The sequence below is a fragment of the Micromonospora sp. NBC_00617 genome, assembly GCF_045161355.1.
Classification (GTDB): Bacteria; Actinomycetota; Actinomycetes; order Mycobacteriales; family Micromonosporaceae; genus Micromonospora.
The window spans coordinates 3,568,767-3,586,644 of record NZ_CP107751.1 but is presented as its reverse complement, the minus strand read 5'-3'; the positions used below and the strand labels follow the sequence as shown (position 1 = coordinate 3,586,644).

General features: G+C 72.0%; 14 protein-coding genes. 5 read left to right on the top strand and 9 right to left on the bottom strand.

Annotated elements, in window-relative coordinates:
• Positions 1–142 precede the first annotated feature (142 nt).
• From OG505_RS16405 to wecB, 4 genes are all read left to right on the top strand, one after another.
• Positions 143–1,441, top strand: coding sequence for a glycosyltransferase (locus tag OG505_RS16405; protein ID WP_405434287.1), 1,299 nt, complete (start codon positions 143–145; stop codon positions 1,439–1,441).
• A 95-nt stretch (positions 1,442–1,536) separates the two neighbouring features.
• Complete coding sequence (locus OG505_RS16400; RefSeq protein ID WP_405434286.1) at positions 1,537–2,637, top strand: polysaccharide biosynthesis protein; 1,101 nt, start codon at positions 1,537–1,539, stop codon at positions 2,635–2,637.
• Positions 2,631–3,755, top strand: coding sequence for an NAD-dependent epimerase/dehydratase family protein (locus OG505_RS16395; RefSeq protein WP_405434285.1), 1,125 nt, complete (start codon positions 2,631–2,633; stop codon positions 3,753–3,755). The genes OG505_RS16400 and OG505_RS16395 overlap by 7 nt, the downstream gene beginning before the upstream one ends.
• Before the next feature lie 13 nt (positions 3,756–3,768).
• The gene (gene wecB, locus OG505_RS16390) at positions 3,769–4,893 is read left to right on the top strand and encodes a non-hydrolyzing UDP-N-acetylglucosamine 2-epimerase (RefSeq protein ID WP_405434283.1); all 1,125 of its coding nucleotides are present in this window, start codon (positions 3,769–3,771) and stop codon (positions 4,891–4,893) included.
• Positions 4,894–5,003: 110 nt separating this feature from the next.
• Here wecB and OG505_RS16385 read toward each other — a convergent pair whose 3' ends face one another.
• The 8 genes from OG505_RS16385 to OG505_RS16350 all read right to left on the bottom strand — a co-directional run bounded on the left by OG505_RS16385 (position 5,004) and on the right by OG505_RS16350 (position 14,918).
• Positions 5,004–6,362 carry a hypothetical protein gene (locus tag OG505_RS16385; RefSeq protein WP_405434281.1) on the bottom strand — a complete coding sequence of 453 codons (1,359 nt, stop codon included), beginning with the start codon at positions 6,360–6,362 and terminating at the stop codon, positions 5,004–5,006.
• Positions 6,343–7,683 (bottom strand): glycosyltransferase family 4 protein, encoded by a 1,341-nt coding sequence (locus tag OG505_RS16380; protein WP_405434280.1) that lies wholly within the window; start codon positions 7,681–7,683, stop codon positions 6,343–6,345. Before OG505_RS16380 ends, OG505_RS16385 begins: the two co-directional genes overlap by 20 nt.
• A gap of 134 nt (positions 7,684–7,817) precedes the next feature.
• Positions 7,818–8,954: a DegT/DnrJ/EryC1/StrS family aminotransferase gene (locus tag OG505_RS16375; protein WP_405434278.1), complete on the bottom strand. Its 1,137-nt coding sequence runs from the start codon at positions 8,952–8,954 to the stop codon at positions 7,818–7,820.
• A gap of 157 nt (positions 8,955–9,111) precedes the next feature.
• Entirely contained in the window at positions 9,112–9,888 is a 777-nt protein-coding gene (locus tag OG505_RS16370) for a GNAT family N-acetyltransferase (protein WP_405434277.1), read from the bottom strand.
• Positions 9,873–10,484, bottom strand: coding sequence for a sugar transferase (locus tag OG505_RS16365; protein WP_405434276.1), 612 nt, complete (start codon positions 10,482–10,484; stop codon positions 9,873–9,875). Before OG505_RS16365 ends, OG505_RS16370 begins: the two co-directional genes overlap by 16 nt.
• Positions 10,485–10,598: 114 nt before the next feature.
• Positions 10,599–11,696 (bottom strand): lipid II:glycine glycyltransferase FemX, encoded by a 1,098-nt coding sequence (locus OG505_RS16360; RefSeq protein WP_405434275.1) that lies wholly within the window; start codon positions 11,694–11,696, stop codon positions 10,599–10,601.
• Positions 11,697–11,785: 89 nt separating this feature from the next.
• Positions 11,786–12,220: a hypothetical protein gene (locus OG505_RS16355; RefSeq protein WP_405434274.1), complete on the bottom strand. Its 435-nt coding sequence runs from the start codon at positions 12,218–12,220 to the stop codon at positions 11,786–11,788.
• Positions 12,221–12,530: 310 nt separating this feature from the next.
• Positions 12,531–14,918, bottom strand: coding sequence for a Tex family protein (locus OG505_RS16350; RefSeq protein WP_405434272.1), 2,388 nt, complete (start codon positions 14,916–14,918; stop codon positions 12,531–12,533).
• A gap of 171 nt (positions 14,919–15,089) precedes the next feature.
• Between OG505_RS16350 and OG505_RS16345 the strand changes: the two genes are divergently transcribed.
• On the top strand, positions 15,090–16,601 hold the full coding sequence (locus tag OG505_RS16345) for a deoxyguanosinetriphosphate triphosphohydrolase family protein (protein WP_405434271.1): 1,512 nt from the start codon (positions 15,090–15,092) through the stop codon (positions 16,599–16,601).
• Positions 16,602–16,659: 58 nt separating this feature from the next.
• On the opposite strand, the gene OG505_RS16340 is transcribed toward OG505_RS16345, so the two are convergent.
• Entirely contained in the window at positions 16,660–17,802 is a 1,143-nt protein-coding gene (locus OG505_RS16340) for an MBL fold metallo-hydrolase (RefSeq protein ID WP_405434270.1), read from the bottom strand.
• Between the last annotated feature and the right edge of the window lie 76 nt (positions 17,803–17,878).

The window sequence follows — 17,878 nt, the reverse complement described above, 5'->3', positions numbered from 1 at the left end:
ATAAGGCCCAACAACTGCCCCTAAATAGAAAAGACAGCACATCTCCGTGCGGTCTGACCGCTTCACCTGCATAACCATTGGCCGCCACCGAGGGTTATTGCTGCGAGGCGCTCGTGCGGACGCGCCACCATCGGGAGTGGACATGCGGGAGCGCGTCGCTGGACCCCTGCGGGTCGCGTTGCTCGGTTTCACCCTGCCGGACGACGAGTTGAAGCGGGTGATGGCCGGTGACGCCACGGACGCCACCCAGACCCACACCTTCGCCTGGGCGGTGGTCAACGGCCTGCGCGACGCCGGTTGCGCCGTACGCCTGCTCTCCGCCGCGCCGGTGTCGAAATATCCGCGCAACCGTCGGATCCGCCTGCACGCCGGCCAGTTCCAGCAGGACGGGATCGTCGGCCGGCAACTGGGCTTCGTGAACGTGCTGGGCATCAAGCACCTCAGCCGGTTCCTCTCCGCCTGGTGGCACGGCGGCCGATCGATCCGGCGGGACCCGATCGACGTCCTCCTGGTCCACGGCGTGCACACGCCGTTCCTGTGGTGCGGGTTGATGCTGGCCCGTCGGCGCCGGATCGGCGTGGTGCCGATCCTGACCGACCCTCCGGGAGTGGGGCGGCCGGACGAGGGTCGGGTGGTACGGCTGCTGCGCGGGATCGACTCGGCGCTGGTCCGGGCGGCGCTGCGGCGCTGCTCGGGGGTGATCGCCCTGACGCTCCCGCTCGCCGAGGACTTCGCCCCGGGGCGTCCCCGTCTCATCATGGAGGGCATCTGCACGCCGCCGACCGTGGTGGGTCCCCGGCCGCCGGCCGACGGGCCGATCCGGGAAATCATCTACGCCGGTGGCCTGAGCCGGGCGTACGGCGTGGACCGTCTGGTCGAGGCATTTCGTGGGCTGCCCGATCCCGACCTGCGGCTGTCCGTCTTCGGACGCGGGGAACTCGAACCATGGCTGCGCGAACAGGCGTCCGCCGACCCGCGCATCGCCCCACCGGAGTTGATCGACCGTGCCCGGCTCGGTGCCCGCCTGGCAGGCGCGGCGGTGCTGGTCAACCCACGCCCCGTCGACCAGTTCTTCGTCCCGTACTCGTTCCCGTCGAAGATCATCGAGTACCTGTCGACGGGTGTGCCGGTGGTGACGACGAAGTTGTCGGGCATCCCGGAGGACTACCGGCCGCACCTCGTGTACGCGGCGACCGACACGGTCGAGGGGTTGCGGGCGGCGATCGGGCAGGTGCTCGGGATGCCGGCGGGCGACGCCGCGGCGCTGGGGGCCGCGGGGCGCGACTTCGTCGTCCGCACGCGCAGCCGTGCCGTGCAGGGCCAGCGGATGCGGGACTTCCTCGGTGGCCTCGTCGACTCCGCGGCCGATCACCGGCCGTCAACCGGGCGGCCCGCGACCGCCGGGAACGTGCCCGCCGGCGTCGGTCGCGTGGGCCGGTGACGGACCGGCCGGGCGCCCAACACTGCGCTCTCTTGTCCGAAATGACGGCTTTTGCCACGACTCATGCGCTGCCTACTCGTTGAACCCGAACGAGTATGCCCGGCACCTCGCTGCCCGGCCCCTTCCCTGACCACGAACGAAACGGAGTGCTCGTGAGCGCTGTACCAGCCGGTAGCCGGGTTCTGATCACCGGCGGTACCGGATCATTCGGTCAGACGATGACCCGCCGTCTGCTCGCCGGCGACGTCGGCGAGGTCCGGGTGTTGAGCCGGGACGAGGCCAAACAGGACGCCATGCGGCGGCAACTCGGCGACGACCGGGTGCGCTACCTGGTCGGCGACACCCGGGACGCCGACTCGGTGCTTCGCGCCACCCGCGACGTCGACTACGTGTTCCACGCCGCCGCCCTCAAGCAGGTGCCCTCCTGCGAGTTCTTCCCGCTGGAAGCCGTTCGCACCAACATCCTGGGCAGCAGCAACGTCATCGAGGCGGCGGAGCGCAACGGAGTCGGCTCGGTCGTCGTGCTCAGTACGGACAAGGCCGTGCACCCGATCAACGCGATGGGGATGAGCAAGGCCATGATGGAGAAGGTGGCCCAGGCGTACGCCCGGAACAACCCACGCAGTCGTACCGTCGTCTCCTGCGTCCGCTACGGCAACGTGATGTACTCCCGCGGCTCGGTGATCCCGCTCTTCGTGGAGCAGATCAAGGCTGGCCGCGCGCCCACGGTGACCAACCCGACGATGACCCGGTTCCTCATGTCCCTGGCCGACTCGGTCGACCTGGTCGAGCACGCGTTCCAGCACGCCCGGCCCGGCGACATCTTCATCCGCAAGGCCGCGGCGGGCACCGTCGGCGACCTGGCCCAGGCGGTGTGCGAGCTCTTCGACGCGCCGTCGAAGATCGAGACCATCGGCGTACGACACGGCGAGAAGGCCCACGAGACCCTCGCCAGTCGCGAGGAATTGGCGCAGGCCGAGGACTTCGGCGACTTCTTGCGGGTACCGGTCGACGCCCGGGACCTCAACTACGCGCTCTACGTCTCGGAGGGCGAGCTGGGCGAGGCGCCGGCCGAGGAGTTCAACTCCGCGAACGCGCAGCGGCTCGACGTACCGCAGATCATGCGGTTGCTGCAGACGCTGCCCGAGATCCGGGCCGAGCTGGCGCTGCGTGACCCGGTGCTGGCGTCGTGCTGAGGATCGCGGTCACCGGCGCCGGCGGGTTTCTCGGCTGGCACGTGCGCGTCCTGGCCCGGGCGCTCGGGTGGCCCGAACCGGTGGTGATCGGCCGGGCGGATCTGCTCGACGAGGCGACGCTTGCCGCGCGGCTGGACGGCGTCGACCGGGTGTTGCACCTGGCCGGCGCCAACCGGGGCGACCCCGTCGAGGTGGCCACCACGAACGTCGACCTGGCCGCCGCGGTGGCCCGGGGCTTGCGCCGCTGTGTCGACCCGCCGGGCACCGTCGTCTTCGCCAACTCGGTGCAGGCCGGTAACGGCACGCCCTACGGTGACGCGAAGGCCGTCGCCGCGGCGACCCTCGCGGCGGTCCGTCCGGACCTGATCGACGTGCTGCTGCCCAACCTGTACGGGGAGCACGGCCGGCCGCACTACAACTCGGTGGTGGCCACGTTCTGCCGGCTGCTCGCCGACGGGCGGACACCCCAGGTGCACGAGGACCGCCAGATGGAGTTGGTGCACGTCACCGACGCCGCGGCGCGGCTGTTGGGCGTTCCGGCCGAGGGCTCGTGGGACCCGTCGATGCCGATGCTGCGGATCGGGGTCCGCGACCTCGCCGACCGCTTGACCAGTTTCGCCGGCCTCTACCGGGGTGGCGAGATTCCGCGCCTGGCCGACCGACACGACGTACGGCTCTTCAACACCTACCGGTCGCAGTGCTTCCCGTCCCACTACCCGCTGCCGCTGCCTCGGCGTGCGGACGCGCGCGGCGAGCTGGTCGAGGCGGTACGGGCGCACGGGGCGGCCGGGCAGACGTTCAGCTCCACCACCCGACCCGGCGTCACCCGCGGCGAGCACTTCCACCTGGCGAAGGTGGAGCGGTTCGTGGTGCTGCGCGGTAGCGCCGAGATCAGCCTGCGACGGGTCGGCGAGGACACCGTGGTGCGGTTCCCGGTCAGCGGGGATGAACCCGTGGTCGTGGACATGCCGACCATGTGGGCGCACAAGATCGTCAACACCGGATCGGATGAGCTGGTCACCCTCTTCTGGGTCAACGAGCTGTTCGATCCCGCTCGACCCGACACCTACCCCGAGCGGGTGGAGGCGACCGAGCCGGTTTCGGCGGTACCGGCGTGACGAAGGGATGGGCATGACCAGGGTCATGACGGTGGTGGGCACCCGGCCGGAGATCATCCGGCTGGCCCGGGTGCTCGACCGGCTCGATCGGACGGTGGACCACGTCCTCGTCCACACCGGCCAGAACTGGGACCGGTCCCTGTCGGACGTCTTCTTCAGCGAGCTGCGGCTGCGCCAACCGGACCGGTTCCTCCGGGTGGACACCTCCTCGCTCGGGCGGGTGCTCGGCGGGGTGCTGATCGGCATGGAGCAAGCGATTGAGGAGGTACGCCCGGACGCTCTGCTGGTGCTCGGCGACACCAACAGCTGCATCGCCGCGCTGATGGCCCGCCGCATGCGGGTGCCGGTCTATCACATGGAGGCCGGCAACCGCTGCTTCGACCTCAACGTGCCCGAGGAGACCAACCGGCGGATGGTCGACCACGTCGCCGACTTCAACCTGGTCTACACCGAACACGCCCGCCGCAACCTGCTGGCCGAGGGGCTGCACCCGCGGCGGGTCCTGCACACCGGCTCGCCGATGCGGGAGGTGCTGGAACACTATCGCGACGGTGTCGAGCGGTCCACGATCCTCGACCAGCTCGGGCTCACCGCCGGCGACTACTTCGTGGTCAGCGCGCACCGGGAGGAGACCGTCGACCGGCCCGACCGGCTGCTCCGGTTGCTGGACTGCCTCCGGGCCGTCCGGGACACCTGGGGGCTGCCGGTGCTGGTCTCGACCCACCCGCGCACCCGCAAGCGGCTGGAGGCGCTGGCCGACGACGCGCTCGCGCTCGACGGCATCGCCTTCCACGAGCCGTTCGGGCTGCTCGACTACGTACGGCTGCAGACGCAGGCCCGATGCACCCTCTCCGACAGCGGCACCATCAGCGAGGAGTCGGCCATCCTCGGGTTCCCGGCGGTGACCCTGCGGGAGTCGATCGAACGCCCCGAGGCGCTGGACGCCGGCGGCATCGTGATGACCGGCTTGGACCCCGACGGCGTACTGGAGGCGATCCGGGTGGTGGTCGACCAGGTCGCCGTCGACGGCGTACCCTGCCCCGCCGACTACCAGGTCCCGGACACCTCGCGCCGGGTCGTCGACTTCATCCTCTCCACCGTGCGCCGGCATCACGACTGGGCCGGCATCCGGCGCTGATCCGCCCGTTCCGCCCGCACACGCACGTACGCCACGCACCGCCGGGCCCGGTCGCCATGACCGGACCCGGCCGTCGTGTCTCCCCGACAGCGCCGGCGGTGTGGGGCGGGTCAGCCGCGGAGCCCGCCCGGCGCCGCCGCGCCGACCTTCTCCGGCGCCACCACCGCGGGGGCCGCCGCGGATCCGCCGGGCGGCCCGAGGAGCCAGGCGGACAGCCGGCCGTGCCGGCGCAGAAGGGCCAGGCCGAGCAGGGCGCCGGTGAGCACCTCGGTGGCGAGGGTGGCGGTGGCCGCTCCGGCCGGTCCCGCCAGCGGCACCGCCGCGAGAGCCAGCGGCGTGATCAGAGCGGCGTTCAGCACCATGACGTGGGTCGCCTCCCGATAGCTCGCGTCGCCGATCTGGTTGAGGGTCACCGCCCGGACGACAGTCATGAAGGGGAGCGCGAGCGCGAGGAGGATCAGCCACATCGCCGGCCCGTGTGGGGGGAGCCGGAGGAGGTCGCCGACGATCCACGGGGCGGCGAGCGCGCTCACCGCCGTGATCGTCATCGCGCCGAGGATGGCGATCCGTTCGCCCTGCCGACCGTCGTTGGCGTGGGACAGGCCCTGCCGGCGCCGTACCCGCCCCACCAGCGACACCCGCAGCGCGGCGGTCAGTACGCCCGTCTGGGCCTGGTACACGCTGAACACCGCGCCGTACGCCCCCATCACCGGCGGCGTGACCAGCAGCGACAGCAGGACGGCCGTCATCCGGCCACCCCAGTATTCGGCGACGCTGTAGCCGAACAGGTGACGGTTCATCCGGAACGCGGTGAGGGCGCGTCGCGGCGACAACTCGCTCAGCGTGCGCGGCCGCAACCAGGACCGTCGACCGAGGAACGCCTCGGCGGCGAGGAACTGGAGAGCCGCCGCGGTGAGCAGCGCGGCGCTGAGCTGCCCCCCGGCGGCGACCAGCACCAGAGCGGGGATCTTGCACCCGCACACGGCCACCGCCGTGCTGACGAACCGCAGGTCCCGTGCCAGGTCCGCGAGCTGGAAGTCGGCGGTGTTGTTGCCGACGGCCACCAGCGCGATCGCCAGCATCGTCGGCCAGGCATAGCCGGAACGGCTGTAGAGGACGCCGATGGCGACGGTACCGAGCGCCATGCACGGCAGCGTCACGAACACCCACTGGCTGCGTACCGCCACGCGTTGTGCCGCATCGCCGCTGATGTAGAGCAGGGGCGCGCCACCGGCGACGGCGATGGACACCAGCGTCAGGGCCGCCGTGACCGCGACGTACGCCCCGATCTCGTCGGTCTGGCCGTGCCGTGCACTCAGCGCGAGCAGCGCGGCGTTCAGGAGCCCGTTCAGCAGGTTCGTGGACGAGGCGACCAGCGAGTGCCGGGTCGACGACCTGATGCGGCGCGGCTCGCGCCGGTGCCGGCCGCGCCGCATCGACGTGGTGGTGTCAGGGCCTGCGGTGCCCACGCGCGTTCCTGCCTCGCCGGGCCGCCTGGGTGAGCAGGTCGGCGAGGAGGGCGGCGTTGCTCGCCTCACTCATGTGGGTCAGGTAGAACTGACGCCCCGCCCGCCCCATGGCCCGCAGCCGGTGCCGGGGCGTCGCCCGAGCCGACCGGATGACCGAGGCGAGGGCCTCGGCGTCCCCCGGCGGGGCGGCGAAGCCGGCCTGGGCGTCCCGGGCGATGCGCGCCACGTCGCCGGGCGCGCAGACCAGCATGGGCTGACCGCAGGCGAGGATGGACTGGGTCTTGCTGGGCAGGGTGATCCGGAACAGCGGCTCGTCCGCCAGGGAGATCAGGTTGAGGTCGGCGACGGCCATCCGGGCCGGCATCCGTTCCGGGGGCACCGGGTCGAGGAAGTGGACGGTGCCGAGCCGCTCGCGCTCCACCTGGCGGACCAGCAGGTCCCGGTCCACGCCGTCGCCGACGAGGACGAGGTGGACGTCCGGCATGTCCCGCAGTCGCGCCATGGCCTCGATCACCACGTCGAGTCGCTGTGCCGCGCCGAGGTTGCCCCCGTACATCAGCAGGAAGTCGTCGTCCGTCAGACCCAGGCGGGCGCGCAGGCCGGGCTCCGGCTCGGTGGGCTGCATGACCTTCTCGTCGGCCCAGATGTAGACCACGGATACCTTCTCCGCCGGCACTCCCCGGTCGATGACGATGTCGCGCAGCCCCGGCGTCGGAACCGTCACGTGGTCGGCCCACCGGTAGGTCTGGTTGGTGAAGCGGTTCAACACCGCCTCCGCGACCCGGCGGGTCGGGCCCTCGGTGAGGAAGCCGGTGGCGAACACGTTGTCCGGCCAGAGGTCGATCACCATCGTCACGTACGGCGTCCGCCAGCGCATCTTCGCCATCATCGCCGCCGCCGTGGCGGTCACCGGCGAGGAGTACACCAGGGCGACGTCGGCGTCGCGCAGCGCGCGGGCGCCGAGCAGCGAGGAGGACGCCGCCCAGCTCGCGTAGTTCAGGGCCCGACCGAGCGCCGACCGGTCGTGGCTCGGGTAGAGCGGCGTGCGGTGCACACGCATCCCGTCGCGTACCTCGACGCTGCGGCGTCGCGCCGAGTAGCCGTCGTACACGACGCCTCTCGGGTAGTTCGGCACGCCGGTGAGCACGTCGGCGGCGAAACCCTGGTGGCGCAACGACATGGTCAGGCGCTCGGCGAGCGCCGCGGGCTCCGGAGGGAACCACTGGCTCACCAGGGTGACCCGGTCGGGTCGTTGGCCTTTGCTGGCGGCGAACGCCGACGCCTCCGCTGGCCGACCGCCTCGGTCGAGGTCACCCGTCACGTTCACTCCTGGTTGGTCGACTGGTTCAGCGGCCCGGTCCGGTGCCGCCGGCGAGGGTTCGCCGGACGCGGCGGGGTCGGGCCGCGCGTGGTGGTCGCGCGGTTTCGGTGCGCGGTGGGGGAAGGGGGGCCGCCCTACGCGTGCTGGTCCACAAAGCCGTGGATCTCGCCGGTGAGCCGGTCGATCTGCCTCTCGTCGAGCGACGAACCACTGGGCAGGGTCAGCCCTCGGGCGAAGAGTTGATCCGCGGCGCCGGTGAGTCGCGCCTCGGCGGCGGCGAACAGCGGCTGTCGGTGCATCGGCTTCCAGGCCGGCCGGGTCTCGATGTCGGCCTGCGCGAGGTGCCGGGCCAGGTCCGCGGCGTGCCAGCCGGTGAGCTGCGGGTCCACTACGATGACGGTGAGCCAGCAGTTGCTGCCCGGATCGTTCTCGGCCAGTACCTCGACCCCGTCCACCGAGGCGAACAGCTTCGAGTAGTGCTCCCGCAGCCGCCGGCGGCGGGCCGTCATCTCGTCCAGCCGCGACAGTTGTGCCCGGCCGATCGCGGCCAGGACGTTGCTCAGGCGGTAGTTGAAGCCCATCTGGTCGTGCTCGTGGTGCTGGGCCGGAATGCGGGCCTGGTTGGCGCGGTGGCGAGCCCGGGCGATCAGGTCCGCGTCGTGCGAGAGCAGCATCCCGCCGCCCGTAGTGGTGATCATCTTGTTGTGGCTGAAGGAGAAGACCCCGGCGTCTCCGAAGGAGCCGGCGTGGCGGCCCCGGTACGTCGAGCCCAGCGCCTCCGCCGAATCCTCGACGACGGGCAGCTCCGCCTCCCGGCAGAGAGCCAGCAGGGGGTCGTAGTCGACGCACGAGCCGAACATGTCGACGGGCATCACCGCGCCGATCCGCCGGCCGGCTCGGCGCAGGTCGGCGACCACCTCGCCCAGCAGCTCCACGTCCACGTTGCCGGTGGCCGGGTCGCAGTCGACGAAGACCGGGGTGGCGCCGCTGTAGAGCACGGCGTTGGCGGTCGCCACGAAGGTCACGGTGGGCACCAGCACCACGTCCGCCGGGCGTACGCCGCAGCAGAGGAGGCCGAGGTGCAGGGCGGCGGTGCCGGAGTTGAGCGCCAGCGCGTACGGCACCCCGACCCGCTGGGAGACCTCCTGCTCGAAGGCGTCCACCTCCGGCCCGAACGGTGTCGCCCAGCCGCTGCGCAGCGCGCGCAGGACAGCGACTTCCTCGGCCGGTCCCACGTCGGGAGGGGACAGGTAGATGGGCGCACTGGGCATGGAGGACTCCTCGCAGCAGGTCGGTCGCCTACGCAGCACTCAACGATCCGATCTGCGGAGAGTTTCGACATCTTCTCCGATAAAGGGCGTTTTGGCCAGTATCAACCCGCTCGGCGCGTGTCTCCGTGGTGCTCTCGCGGTCGCCGCCCGACGGCCGTCACTTTGGAAGCTCGCACCGCATCCGGACGAACCGCGCCAGCAGCGGGCCTGCGTCGACCGGTGCATCGGTGGCCGGTGCCGCCGTGAAGCAGCGCTCGATCGCCATCAGCCGGCCGAGCGCGGCGGCCAGAGCGGGACCGCCGGACGTGGCGGGTACGCGGACGGCCGAGCCGGCCACCCGCAGGCTGATCTCGATCCCCTCGACGGTGCGGACGGTGAGGTCTCCGAAGCCGTACGCGTGGTGGTGCGCCGCGAAGGCCGGCCAGTCCGTCAACCGCAGCGGGGCCGCGGTCGCGGCGTCCGCGCCGACCACCCCGTACCACCGGGAGTGGGTGTGCTCGGTGAAGCCGTGGCGCAGGTACAGCCGGCGCGTGGCCGGGTTGTCCACCGACACGTCGAGCAGCAGTGCCCGGCAGCCGAGCCGTTCGGCGAGGTCCCGGCCGTCGCGCAGCAGGCGGCTACCGAGACCCCGCCCGCGCTCGTCGCCGCGCACCGCGATGCCGTTGAGCAGGAGGCGGCCGGGCAGCAGCCGCCAGTCCGCCACGGCCCGTAGGCCGTCGGGACCGCGTACGGCGCGCAGCAGCAACGTGCGCGAGTCCGCCGGCGGCGTCAGCGCCGCGGCCAGGAACGACCGGTAGCCGCTGGCGTGGTAGGCGACGAGGCCGGAACACGCGTCGGGCACGGAGGACGCCAGCAGGTCGGTCGCCTCGCCGAGGGCCGGATCGTTCGGGTCGCCGAGCGCGTCGACCTCGACGTCGGTCAGGGCGAGACGCACTTCAGCTCTCGCTCCTTGTCGAGGTCGAGCATGTGCGCGCTGGGGTCGACCGCCACACCTCGCCCGGAGAGGACCATGGCGACGGTGGCGGCCAGGATGCGCAGATCCATCCCGAGACTCCACTGTTCGACGTAGCGCACGTCGAGCGCCAAGCGCTGGTCCCAGGCGACGCTGTTGCGCCCGTGGATCTGGGCGAGCCCCGTGATCCCGGGGCGCATGTCGAAGCGACGCCGTTCCCGGTCGCTGTACCAGGCGTCGTAGCGGGGCAGCAGCGGCCGTGGCCCGGCCAGGCTGAGATCCCCCCGGAGGACGTTGACCAGCTGGGGCAGCTCGTCGATGCTCAGGCGACGGAGCGCCCGACCGACCGCGCCGCAGCGCAGACCGTCCGCCAGCAGATCGCCGTCCGCGTCGCGTTCGTCGGACATTGTGCGAATCTTGAAGATCCGGACGGGTTGTTGCCCACGCCCACTGCGCTCCTGAACGAACAGCACGGGTGCGCCGAGTTGCACCCGGACCAGCAGCAGGGCGACCGCCAGAATCGGCAGAGTCAGGAGCAGAATCAGCAGGGAGAGCGCTATGTCAAGCAATCGCTTCACCCGATGTTGAGCACTTATCGACATGCGTCAGCCTTAGCTGTCGTCGTTGCTATCCGTACGTGTTGTATCAGTGCGGCCGCAGCCATTTCCCGATTTCGCGGACATCGCCACCGTTCAGGCGAAGCGATAGGCGGGAAACCAGCCGGCGGCGCGCAATGTCGCGGTGGATCGCCCGGTCCGCGCCGCCGCCGTTTCGACAAGCTGCCCGTACGCGTCGTCGTCGATCACGAGGGAGGCCGTCAGAAAGGGTGCCAAGGCGCCGCCGAAGGAACGCTTGAACATCAGCAGCCGATCGTCGTCGGCGGAGGTGACGCCGCCACCGAGGTGAACCCGTCGGCAGCCGTTCTCGGCCGACCACCGCAGGATCGCCCAGACCAGGAGATTGTTGGCCCCCAGGCGGGCGGCCTCCGGTGTGGACCCGGCGAGGTGGTAGTGCGCCAGTTCGGCGTGCCGCAGCACCAGCGCCGACGCGACCACCGCCCCGACCTCGTCGCGCACCTCGGTGACCAGCAGATTCTTGCCGAGGCCGTCGAGCAGGGCCCGGTAGTAGGAATCGGAGAAGAAGTATCGGGCGCTGCTGCCGAGTCGCGTCATCGTCTGCTCGTACAGTCGGCGGAAGCTGCTGCGCGACGCCACATCGGTGGCGTCGACGTAGCGCACCTCGGCGGTCAAGCCGGCCCGTTCCGCCTTCCGAACGGCGGTTCGCGCCCGCCCCGCCAGCTGTTTCCAGACGGCATCGGCTCCCCGATCGACAGGCACGACGACATTCTGGCCCTGCCAGGAAAAGTTCAACCCCGGCAATTCTCTGGTGAGATCCGACGAGCGGGCGTCGAGGGGTGAGAACCGGAGGAACAACGACACGAGACCGGCCGCGCGCCACCACTCGACGAATTGCGGCCAGAGGCGTTCCACGTCGCGCCGGCCGCACGACGGGCCGACATGGATGCCGGCGTATCCGTACGGGCTGATCCCGTCGGACCATCGCCCCTCGACCCGTCGTTGCAAAAAGGGCACCAGGATCCGGTCATCCCAGCGGGTCATGCGCCACACCGCGTCCTCCGCCGTGGCGGCCGCCCAACCGTAGCCGCGCGTGAAATAGACGTCGGGGCAGCGGTCGTCGGGCGGCGAGTGGAGGTCGGTCAGGCCCGAGATCGTCGGTTCGTCACTGCGCGAACCGACGTCCCGTTCGCGTGCCGCCATCTGCTCCCCCATGGTCGACGGTGTCGTCGTCTGTCTCTGGGAGGCTCAACGAAGCAGAGTCACACGGGGTTCGCTTCCGGCGGGGCGAACAGCACACCGGCTCATCCTCCAGTGGCGTCGGCGTCCAGGCGGCGGGCGAGCAGGTCACGCAGCGGGACCGACTCGCCGTCGCGGCCACCCGCACCGATCACGAGCGGCGCGGGGCTGGGCTGCGGGTCGACACCGAACAGCCGGGCCCGCAGGCCACCGGGCACGGTCAGCAGATGGAAACGACCGGCCACGTCCACCGCCCGGGTCTCGGCCCGGTCGACGTACCAGCCGGTCAACCGGGTCCGGTAGCGGCCGCGTCCGTCGTACCCCCGGGCCACCAGCCGCGTCGCGGGCAGGCCCCGGCGGGTCGCCTCGGCCACGAACCAGGCCACCAGCTCCGCCGCCCGCGCCTGCTCGGCGGCCCGCCGCCGCGCGTCGGCGTCGGCGTGCGCCCGCACCGCCTGCCGCTGCCGCTCCCGCCACTGGAGGCCGTCACTCTCACCCACGACCCGACGGTACGCGACACGACTCAGCGCAGGACGGCCCGCAGGGTGTGCCGGGCGACAGGGGCACTTGCCGCCGGTGTCGATGCCGCGCAGGGCGACCACGACAGCGGCCAGGTCACGGGCGAACACGTCCGGGTCGCCGATCCGGTCGAGCTGGGCGGTCGAGCTGATTTCGCCCCCGCAGCACCTCCGCGCGCGTAGATCGTGGACAGTTTCCGTCAGCGTCGAACGGAAACTGTCCACGATTCGCGGCGTGGACGCTGCCCCAGAAACGGGGCAGCTCGACAGGGCTCGCGGGAGGTCCGGTCGGTCAGGCCAGGCCGGCGCGGCGCAGGGCCTCCGCCATCGCGTCGTTGGCCGGCGCCGGCGCACCCTGGCGCTGCTGCCCGCCGCGCCCGCCCTGCCCGCCCTGCCCGCCGCGACCACCCTGCCCGCCGCGACCACCCTGCGGTCCGCGTTGCGCCGGGCCGCCACGCCCCTCCTGACTCGTCCGACCACCACCGGTGGCGGCCGGCTCGTCCTGCAGGCGCAGGGTCAACGAGATGCGCTTACGGGGTACGTCCACGTCGACCACCCGCACCTTGACCACGTCGCCGGACTTGACCACCTCGCGGGGGTCCTTGACGAACGTCCGGGACATCGCCGACACGTGCACCAGACCGTCCTGGTGGACCCCGACGTCCACGAACGCGCCGAACGCGGCCACGTTGGTCACCACACCCTCCAGCACCATGCCCGGCGTCAGGTCGCTGATCTTCTCCACCCCCTCCACGAAGGTGGCGGTGCGGAACTCCGGTCGCGGGTCGCGGCCGGGCTTCTCCAACTCGGCGAGGATGTCGGTGACGGTGGGCAGGCCGAACCGGTCGTCGACGAAGTCGGTGGCCCGCAGCCCGCGCAGGATCGCGCTCTTGCCGATCACCGAGCGCAGGTCCTGACCGGTGCTGGCGAGGATGCGCCGCACCACCGGGTATGCCTCGGGGTGGACGCTGGAGGAGTCCAGCGGGTCGTCGCCGTCGGGAATGCGCAGGAAGCCGGCGCACTGCTCGAACGCCTTCGGCCCGAGCCGGGCCACCTTCTTCAGGTCGGTCCGCGAGCGGAACGGCCCGTTGGCGTCCCGGTGCAGCACGATGTTCTCGGCCAGCCCGGCCCCGATCCCGGAGACCCGGGTCAGCAGCGGCGCGGACGCGGTGTTGACGTCCACCCCGACCGCGTTCACGCAGTCCTCCACGACCGCGTCCAGCGACCGGGACAGCTTCACCTCGGACAGGTCGTGCTGGTACTGGCCGACGCCGATCGACCGCGGGTCGATCTTGACCAGCTCGGCGAGCGGGTCCTGGAGGCGGCGGGCGATGGACACCGCGCCGCGCAGCGACACGTCCATCCCGGGCAGCTCCTGCGAGGCGTACGCGGAGGCGGAGTAGACCGACGCGCCGGCCTCGGAGACCATCACCTTGGTCAGGTTGAGCTGCGGGTGCCGGGTGATCAGCTCCCCAGCGAGCTTGTCGGTCTCCCGCGAGGCGGTGCCGTTGCCGATCGCGATCAGCTCCACCCCGTGCGCCCCGGCCAGCCGGGCGAGGGTCTCGATCGACGCGTCCCACTGTCGACGTGGCTCGTGCGGGTAGATCGTGTCGGTGGCGAGCACCTTGCCGGTGGCGTCCACCACGGCCACCTTCACCCCGGTGCGCAGGCCCGGGTCGAGGCCCATGGTCGGTCGGGTGCCGGCCGGCGCGGCCAGCAGCAGGTCACGCAGGTTGGTGGCGAAGACCCGTACGGCCTCCTCCTCGGCCGCCTGCCACAACCGCATCCGCAGGTCGGCCCCGAGGTGGATGAGGATGCGGGTACGCCACGCCCAGCGGACCGTGTCGGTCAGCCAGCGGTCGGCCGGGCGGCCCGCGTCGGACACCCCGAACCGGCCGGCGATCACCGCCTCGTACCGGCTCGGACCCGTCGGCACGGCGTCCGCCTCGCCGGCCTCCTCGGGTTCCATGGTCAGGTCGAGCACGCCCTCCTTCTCGCCCCGGAACATCGCCAGGATCCGGTGCGACGGCAGCTTCGGGTACGGCTCGGAGAAGTCGAAGTAGTCGGCGAACTTGGCGCCGGCCGTCTCCTGACCGTCGCGTACCCGCGACACCAGACGGCCCCGCGACCACATCTGCTCGCGCAGCGTGCCGATCAGGTCGGCGTCCTCGGCGAACGTCTCGATCAGGATCGCCCGCGCGCCCTCCAGCGCGGCGGCGGCGTCGGCGACACCCTTGTCCGCGTCGACGAACCCGGCAGCCGTCGCCCGCGGATCCTGGGTCGGGTCGGCCAGCAGCGTCTCGGCCAGCGGCGCCAACCCGGCCTCGCGGGCGATCTGCGCCCGGGTCCGCCGCTTCGGCTTGTACGGCAGGTAGATGTCCTCCAGCCGCGACTTCGAGTCGGCGGCCATGATCTGCGCTTCCAGGGCCTCGTCCAGCTTGCCCTGGCCGCGGATCGACTCCAGCACGGCGGCCCGCCGCTCGTCCAGCTCCCGCAGGTAGCGCAGCCGCTCCTCCAGGGTGCGCAGCTGGGTGTCGTCGAGCAGGCCGGTGGCCTCCTTGCGGTAGCGGGCGATGAACGGCACGGTGGCGCCGCCGTCGAGCAGCTCCACGGCCGCCCGCACCTGACGCTCGGCCACGCCGAGCTCGTCGGCGATCCGCTGATGAACAGACTGGGTCACGATCTCGATCCGCCTTCGACTCGATCCGCCCTCGAAGAGCGGGTACCGCCTGCATTCTGCCGGGAGGCCCCGACGGCTGTCGTCGCGCCCGGCCGGGTCGCCCCGTCTCGCCCAGCGCGCCCGTGCCGATCCGTCGACAGACCCCGCCGGGCCTGCGCTAGCGTGGCGATCATGGAATCACCTGCGGAGCCGCGCGCCCGGCGGCTCTTCGGCGGCAGCGCCCGGGCCCTCGGCGACCTCACGGCCAACCCGTTCCGCGCCGACCGGGACCGGATCGTCGGCTCGCCGTTCTTCGCCCGACTCGGCGGGGTCACCCAGGTGATCAGCCCGGTCGGCTCCGGCCTGCTGGTGCACAACCGGCTCACGCACAGCCTGAAGGTCGCTCAGGTGGCCCGGGCGATCGCCGAACGCCTGACGGCCGACGACCGGTGGCGCGGCCTGCTGGACAAGCTCGGCGGCTGCGACCCCGACGTGGTGGAGGCCGCCGCCCTCGCCCACGACCTCGGCCACCCCCCGTTCGGGCACCTGGGGGAGCGGGTGCTCGACCGGCTGGCCCGCCAGCGCCTCGGCCTCGCGGACGGTTTCGAGGGCAACGCCCAGTCGTACCGGATCGTGACGAGCACCGAGATCGGGGGCGCGGCCACCACCGGGCTGGACCTGACCGCCGCGGTCCGCGCGGCGATGCTGAAGTACCCGTGGACGCGGCTGGACTACCCCGACCCGCACCCGCGCCTGCTGGACCCGCCGCCCCGCGGCGCCACCCCGCCGCCGGACGACCCGGAGAGCGGCTCGTTGAAGTTCGGGGCGTACCGGACCGAGCTGGACGACCTGCGGCAGGCCCGGGAGCCGTTCGCCGGCCGCATCCCGGAGTGGCAGCAGACCGTGGAGGCATCGGTCATGGACACCGCCGACGACATCGCGTACGCCATCCACGACGTGGAGGACTTCTACCGGGTCGGTGTGCTCCAACAGGGTTCGGTCTCCGCCGAGCTGATGGCCTGGCAGCGCGAGAGCGGGCACCTCCGGGCGATCACCGACGCGGCGCTGGCCACCGCCGCCCGGCGGCCCGGCGCCGCCATCGAACGCCTGCGCCGCCAACTGCACCGCAAGGACGCCTGGATCGCCGACGACGACGCGTTCGCCGCCGCCGTCGAGCACGTCCGCGAGGAGTTGGTGGACGGGCTGCTGGCGATGCCGTTCGACGGCTCGATCGAGGCGGAGCAGTACGTGTCGCGGTTCTCCGCCCGCTGGTCCACCCGCTTCGTCGAGGCGATCACGGTGACCGACCAGCCGTCGGTGCGCTCCGGGTACGTGCTGCTCGGCTGCGCGCAGTGGCACGAGGTGCAGGTGCTCAAGTTCGTCCACCACCGGTTCGTGCTGGCCCGCCCCGATCTGGCCCTGCACCAGCGTGGTCAGGCCCGCCTGCTGGGCACCCTGGTCGAGGCGCTGTGGGAGTGGCTGCTCGACCCGGAGGAGGAGTCCCGGCTGCCCCGCCGGCTGCACGACCTGGTCGAGCTGGCCGAGGCCGAGCTGCACCCGCGTACACCGCACCGGCTCGGCCGGGCCCGAGGCCGCGCCATCGTGGACTTCGTCGCGCAGCTCACCGACGGCCAGGCGGTCGCGATGCTGGACGCGCTCTCCGGCCGCTCCGGCGCGCTCTGGACCGACGCCTTCGTGCTCTGAGGTGAAAGGAAGGGCCCCTTGTTAAACGCCAGGCGTTAACAAGGGGCCCTTCCTTTCACTAGGCGATCGCCTGCCACCACCCGTCGACGGCGGGCGGGTCGTCGACGACCACCCGCTCGCCGGGGCGGGGCACGGCCAGTCGCACGTCGCGGGCCTTCGCCTCCGCCCACAGCCGGTTCACCGGCTCGGACCAGTCGTGCAGGGCCAGGTTGAACGTCGCCCAGTGCACCGGGATGAACAGTCCGCCGCGCAGGTCCAGGTGGGCGTCGACCGCCTCCTCGGGGAACATGTGGATCGTCGGCCACGCCCGGTCGTACGCGCCGATCTGCATCAGCGTCACGTCGAACGGCCCGTGTTCCGCGCCGATCGCCGCGTACCCGGCGAAGTAGCCGGAGTCGCCGGTGTAGAAGACCTTGCGTCGGGCCCCGGCGACCACCCAGGAGCTCCAGAGGGTGCCGTCGCGGCGCAGCCCTCGGCCGGAGAAGTGCTGGGCGGCGGTCGCGGTGATCTCCAACCCGTCGACCCGGTGCGACTCGGACCAGTCCAGCTCGATGATCCGCTCGGCGGGCACACCCCACCGGTCCAGGTGGGCGCCCACCCCGAGCGGCACCACGAACGGTGCCGACTGCCCGGCCACCAGCGCCCGCACGGTGAGCATGTCCAGGTGGTCGTAGTGATCGTGGGAGATCAGGATGGCGTCCAGCGGGGGAAGTTCGTCCAGGCGTACCGGCGGCTCGTGCAGCCGGCGCGGGCCGACCACGCCGGACGGCGAGCAGCGGTCACTCCAGACCGGGTCGAGCAGGACCCGCCGACCCTCGATCTCGATGAGCGCCGAGGCGTGGCCGTACCAGACGATGTTCAGCTCGTCTGCGGTGTCGGCGGCGGGCGACGCGCTGGGGCGCAGCAGCGGCACGGGTGCGGTGGGCCGCCGTTTCTGCTTGCCGAAGATCAGCTCCCGGAGCAGGTTGCGACCCGGCTCGGCGACCATCGTCCGGGTGTCGGCCTGGTTGTGGAAGGTGCCGTCGCGAAACTGGGGCGAGCGGGCCGCCCGTTCGGCGCGGGCGCCGGCGAGCCGGCCACCCAGCGCCGCCGGCACGTCCCGGGCCACCCAGGCCAGGCCGGCGAGCGCGGCGAGCCCCGCCGTTCCCCGCATCAGTCGCCCGAGCGACAGTTGCCCGTCCGTGCGTTCCGCTGGCGCCATCGCCGTCCCTCCGCCGTGTCCCCGTACTACACGGTAGTTGCCCCTGGCCGTTCCCGCCCCGGCGGTGGCCCGCACC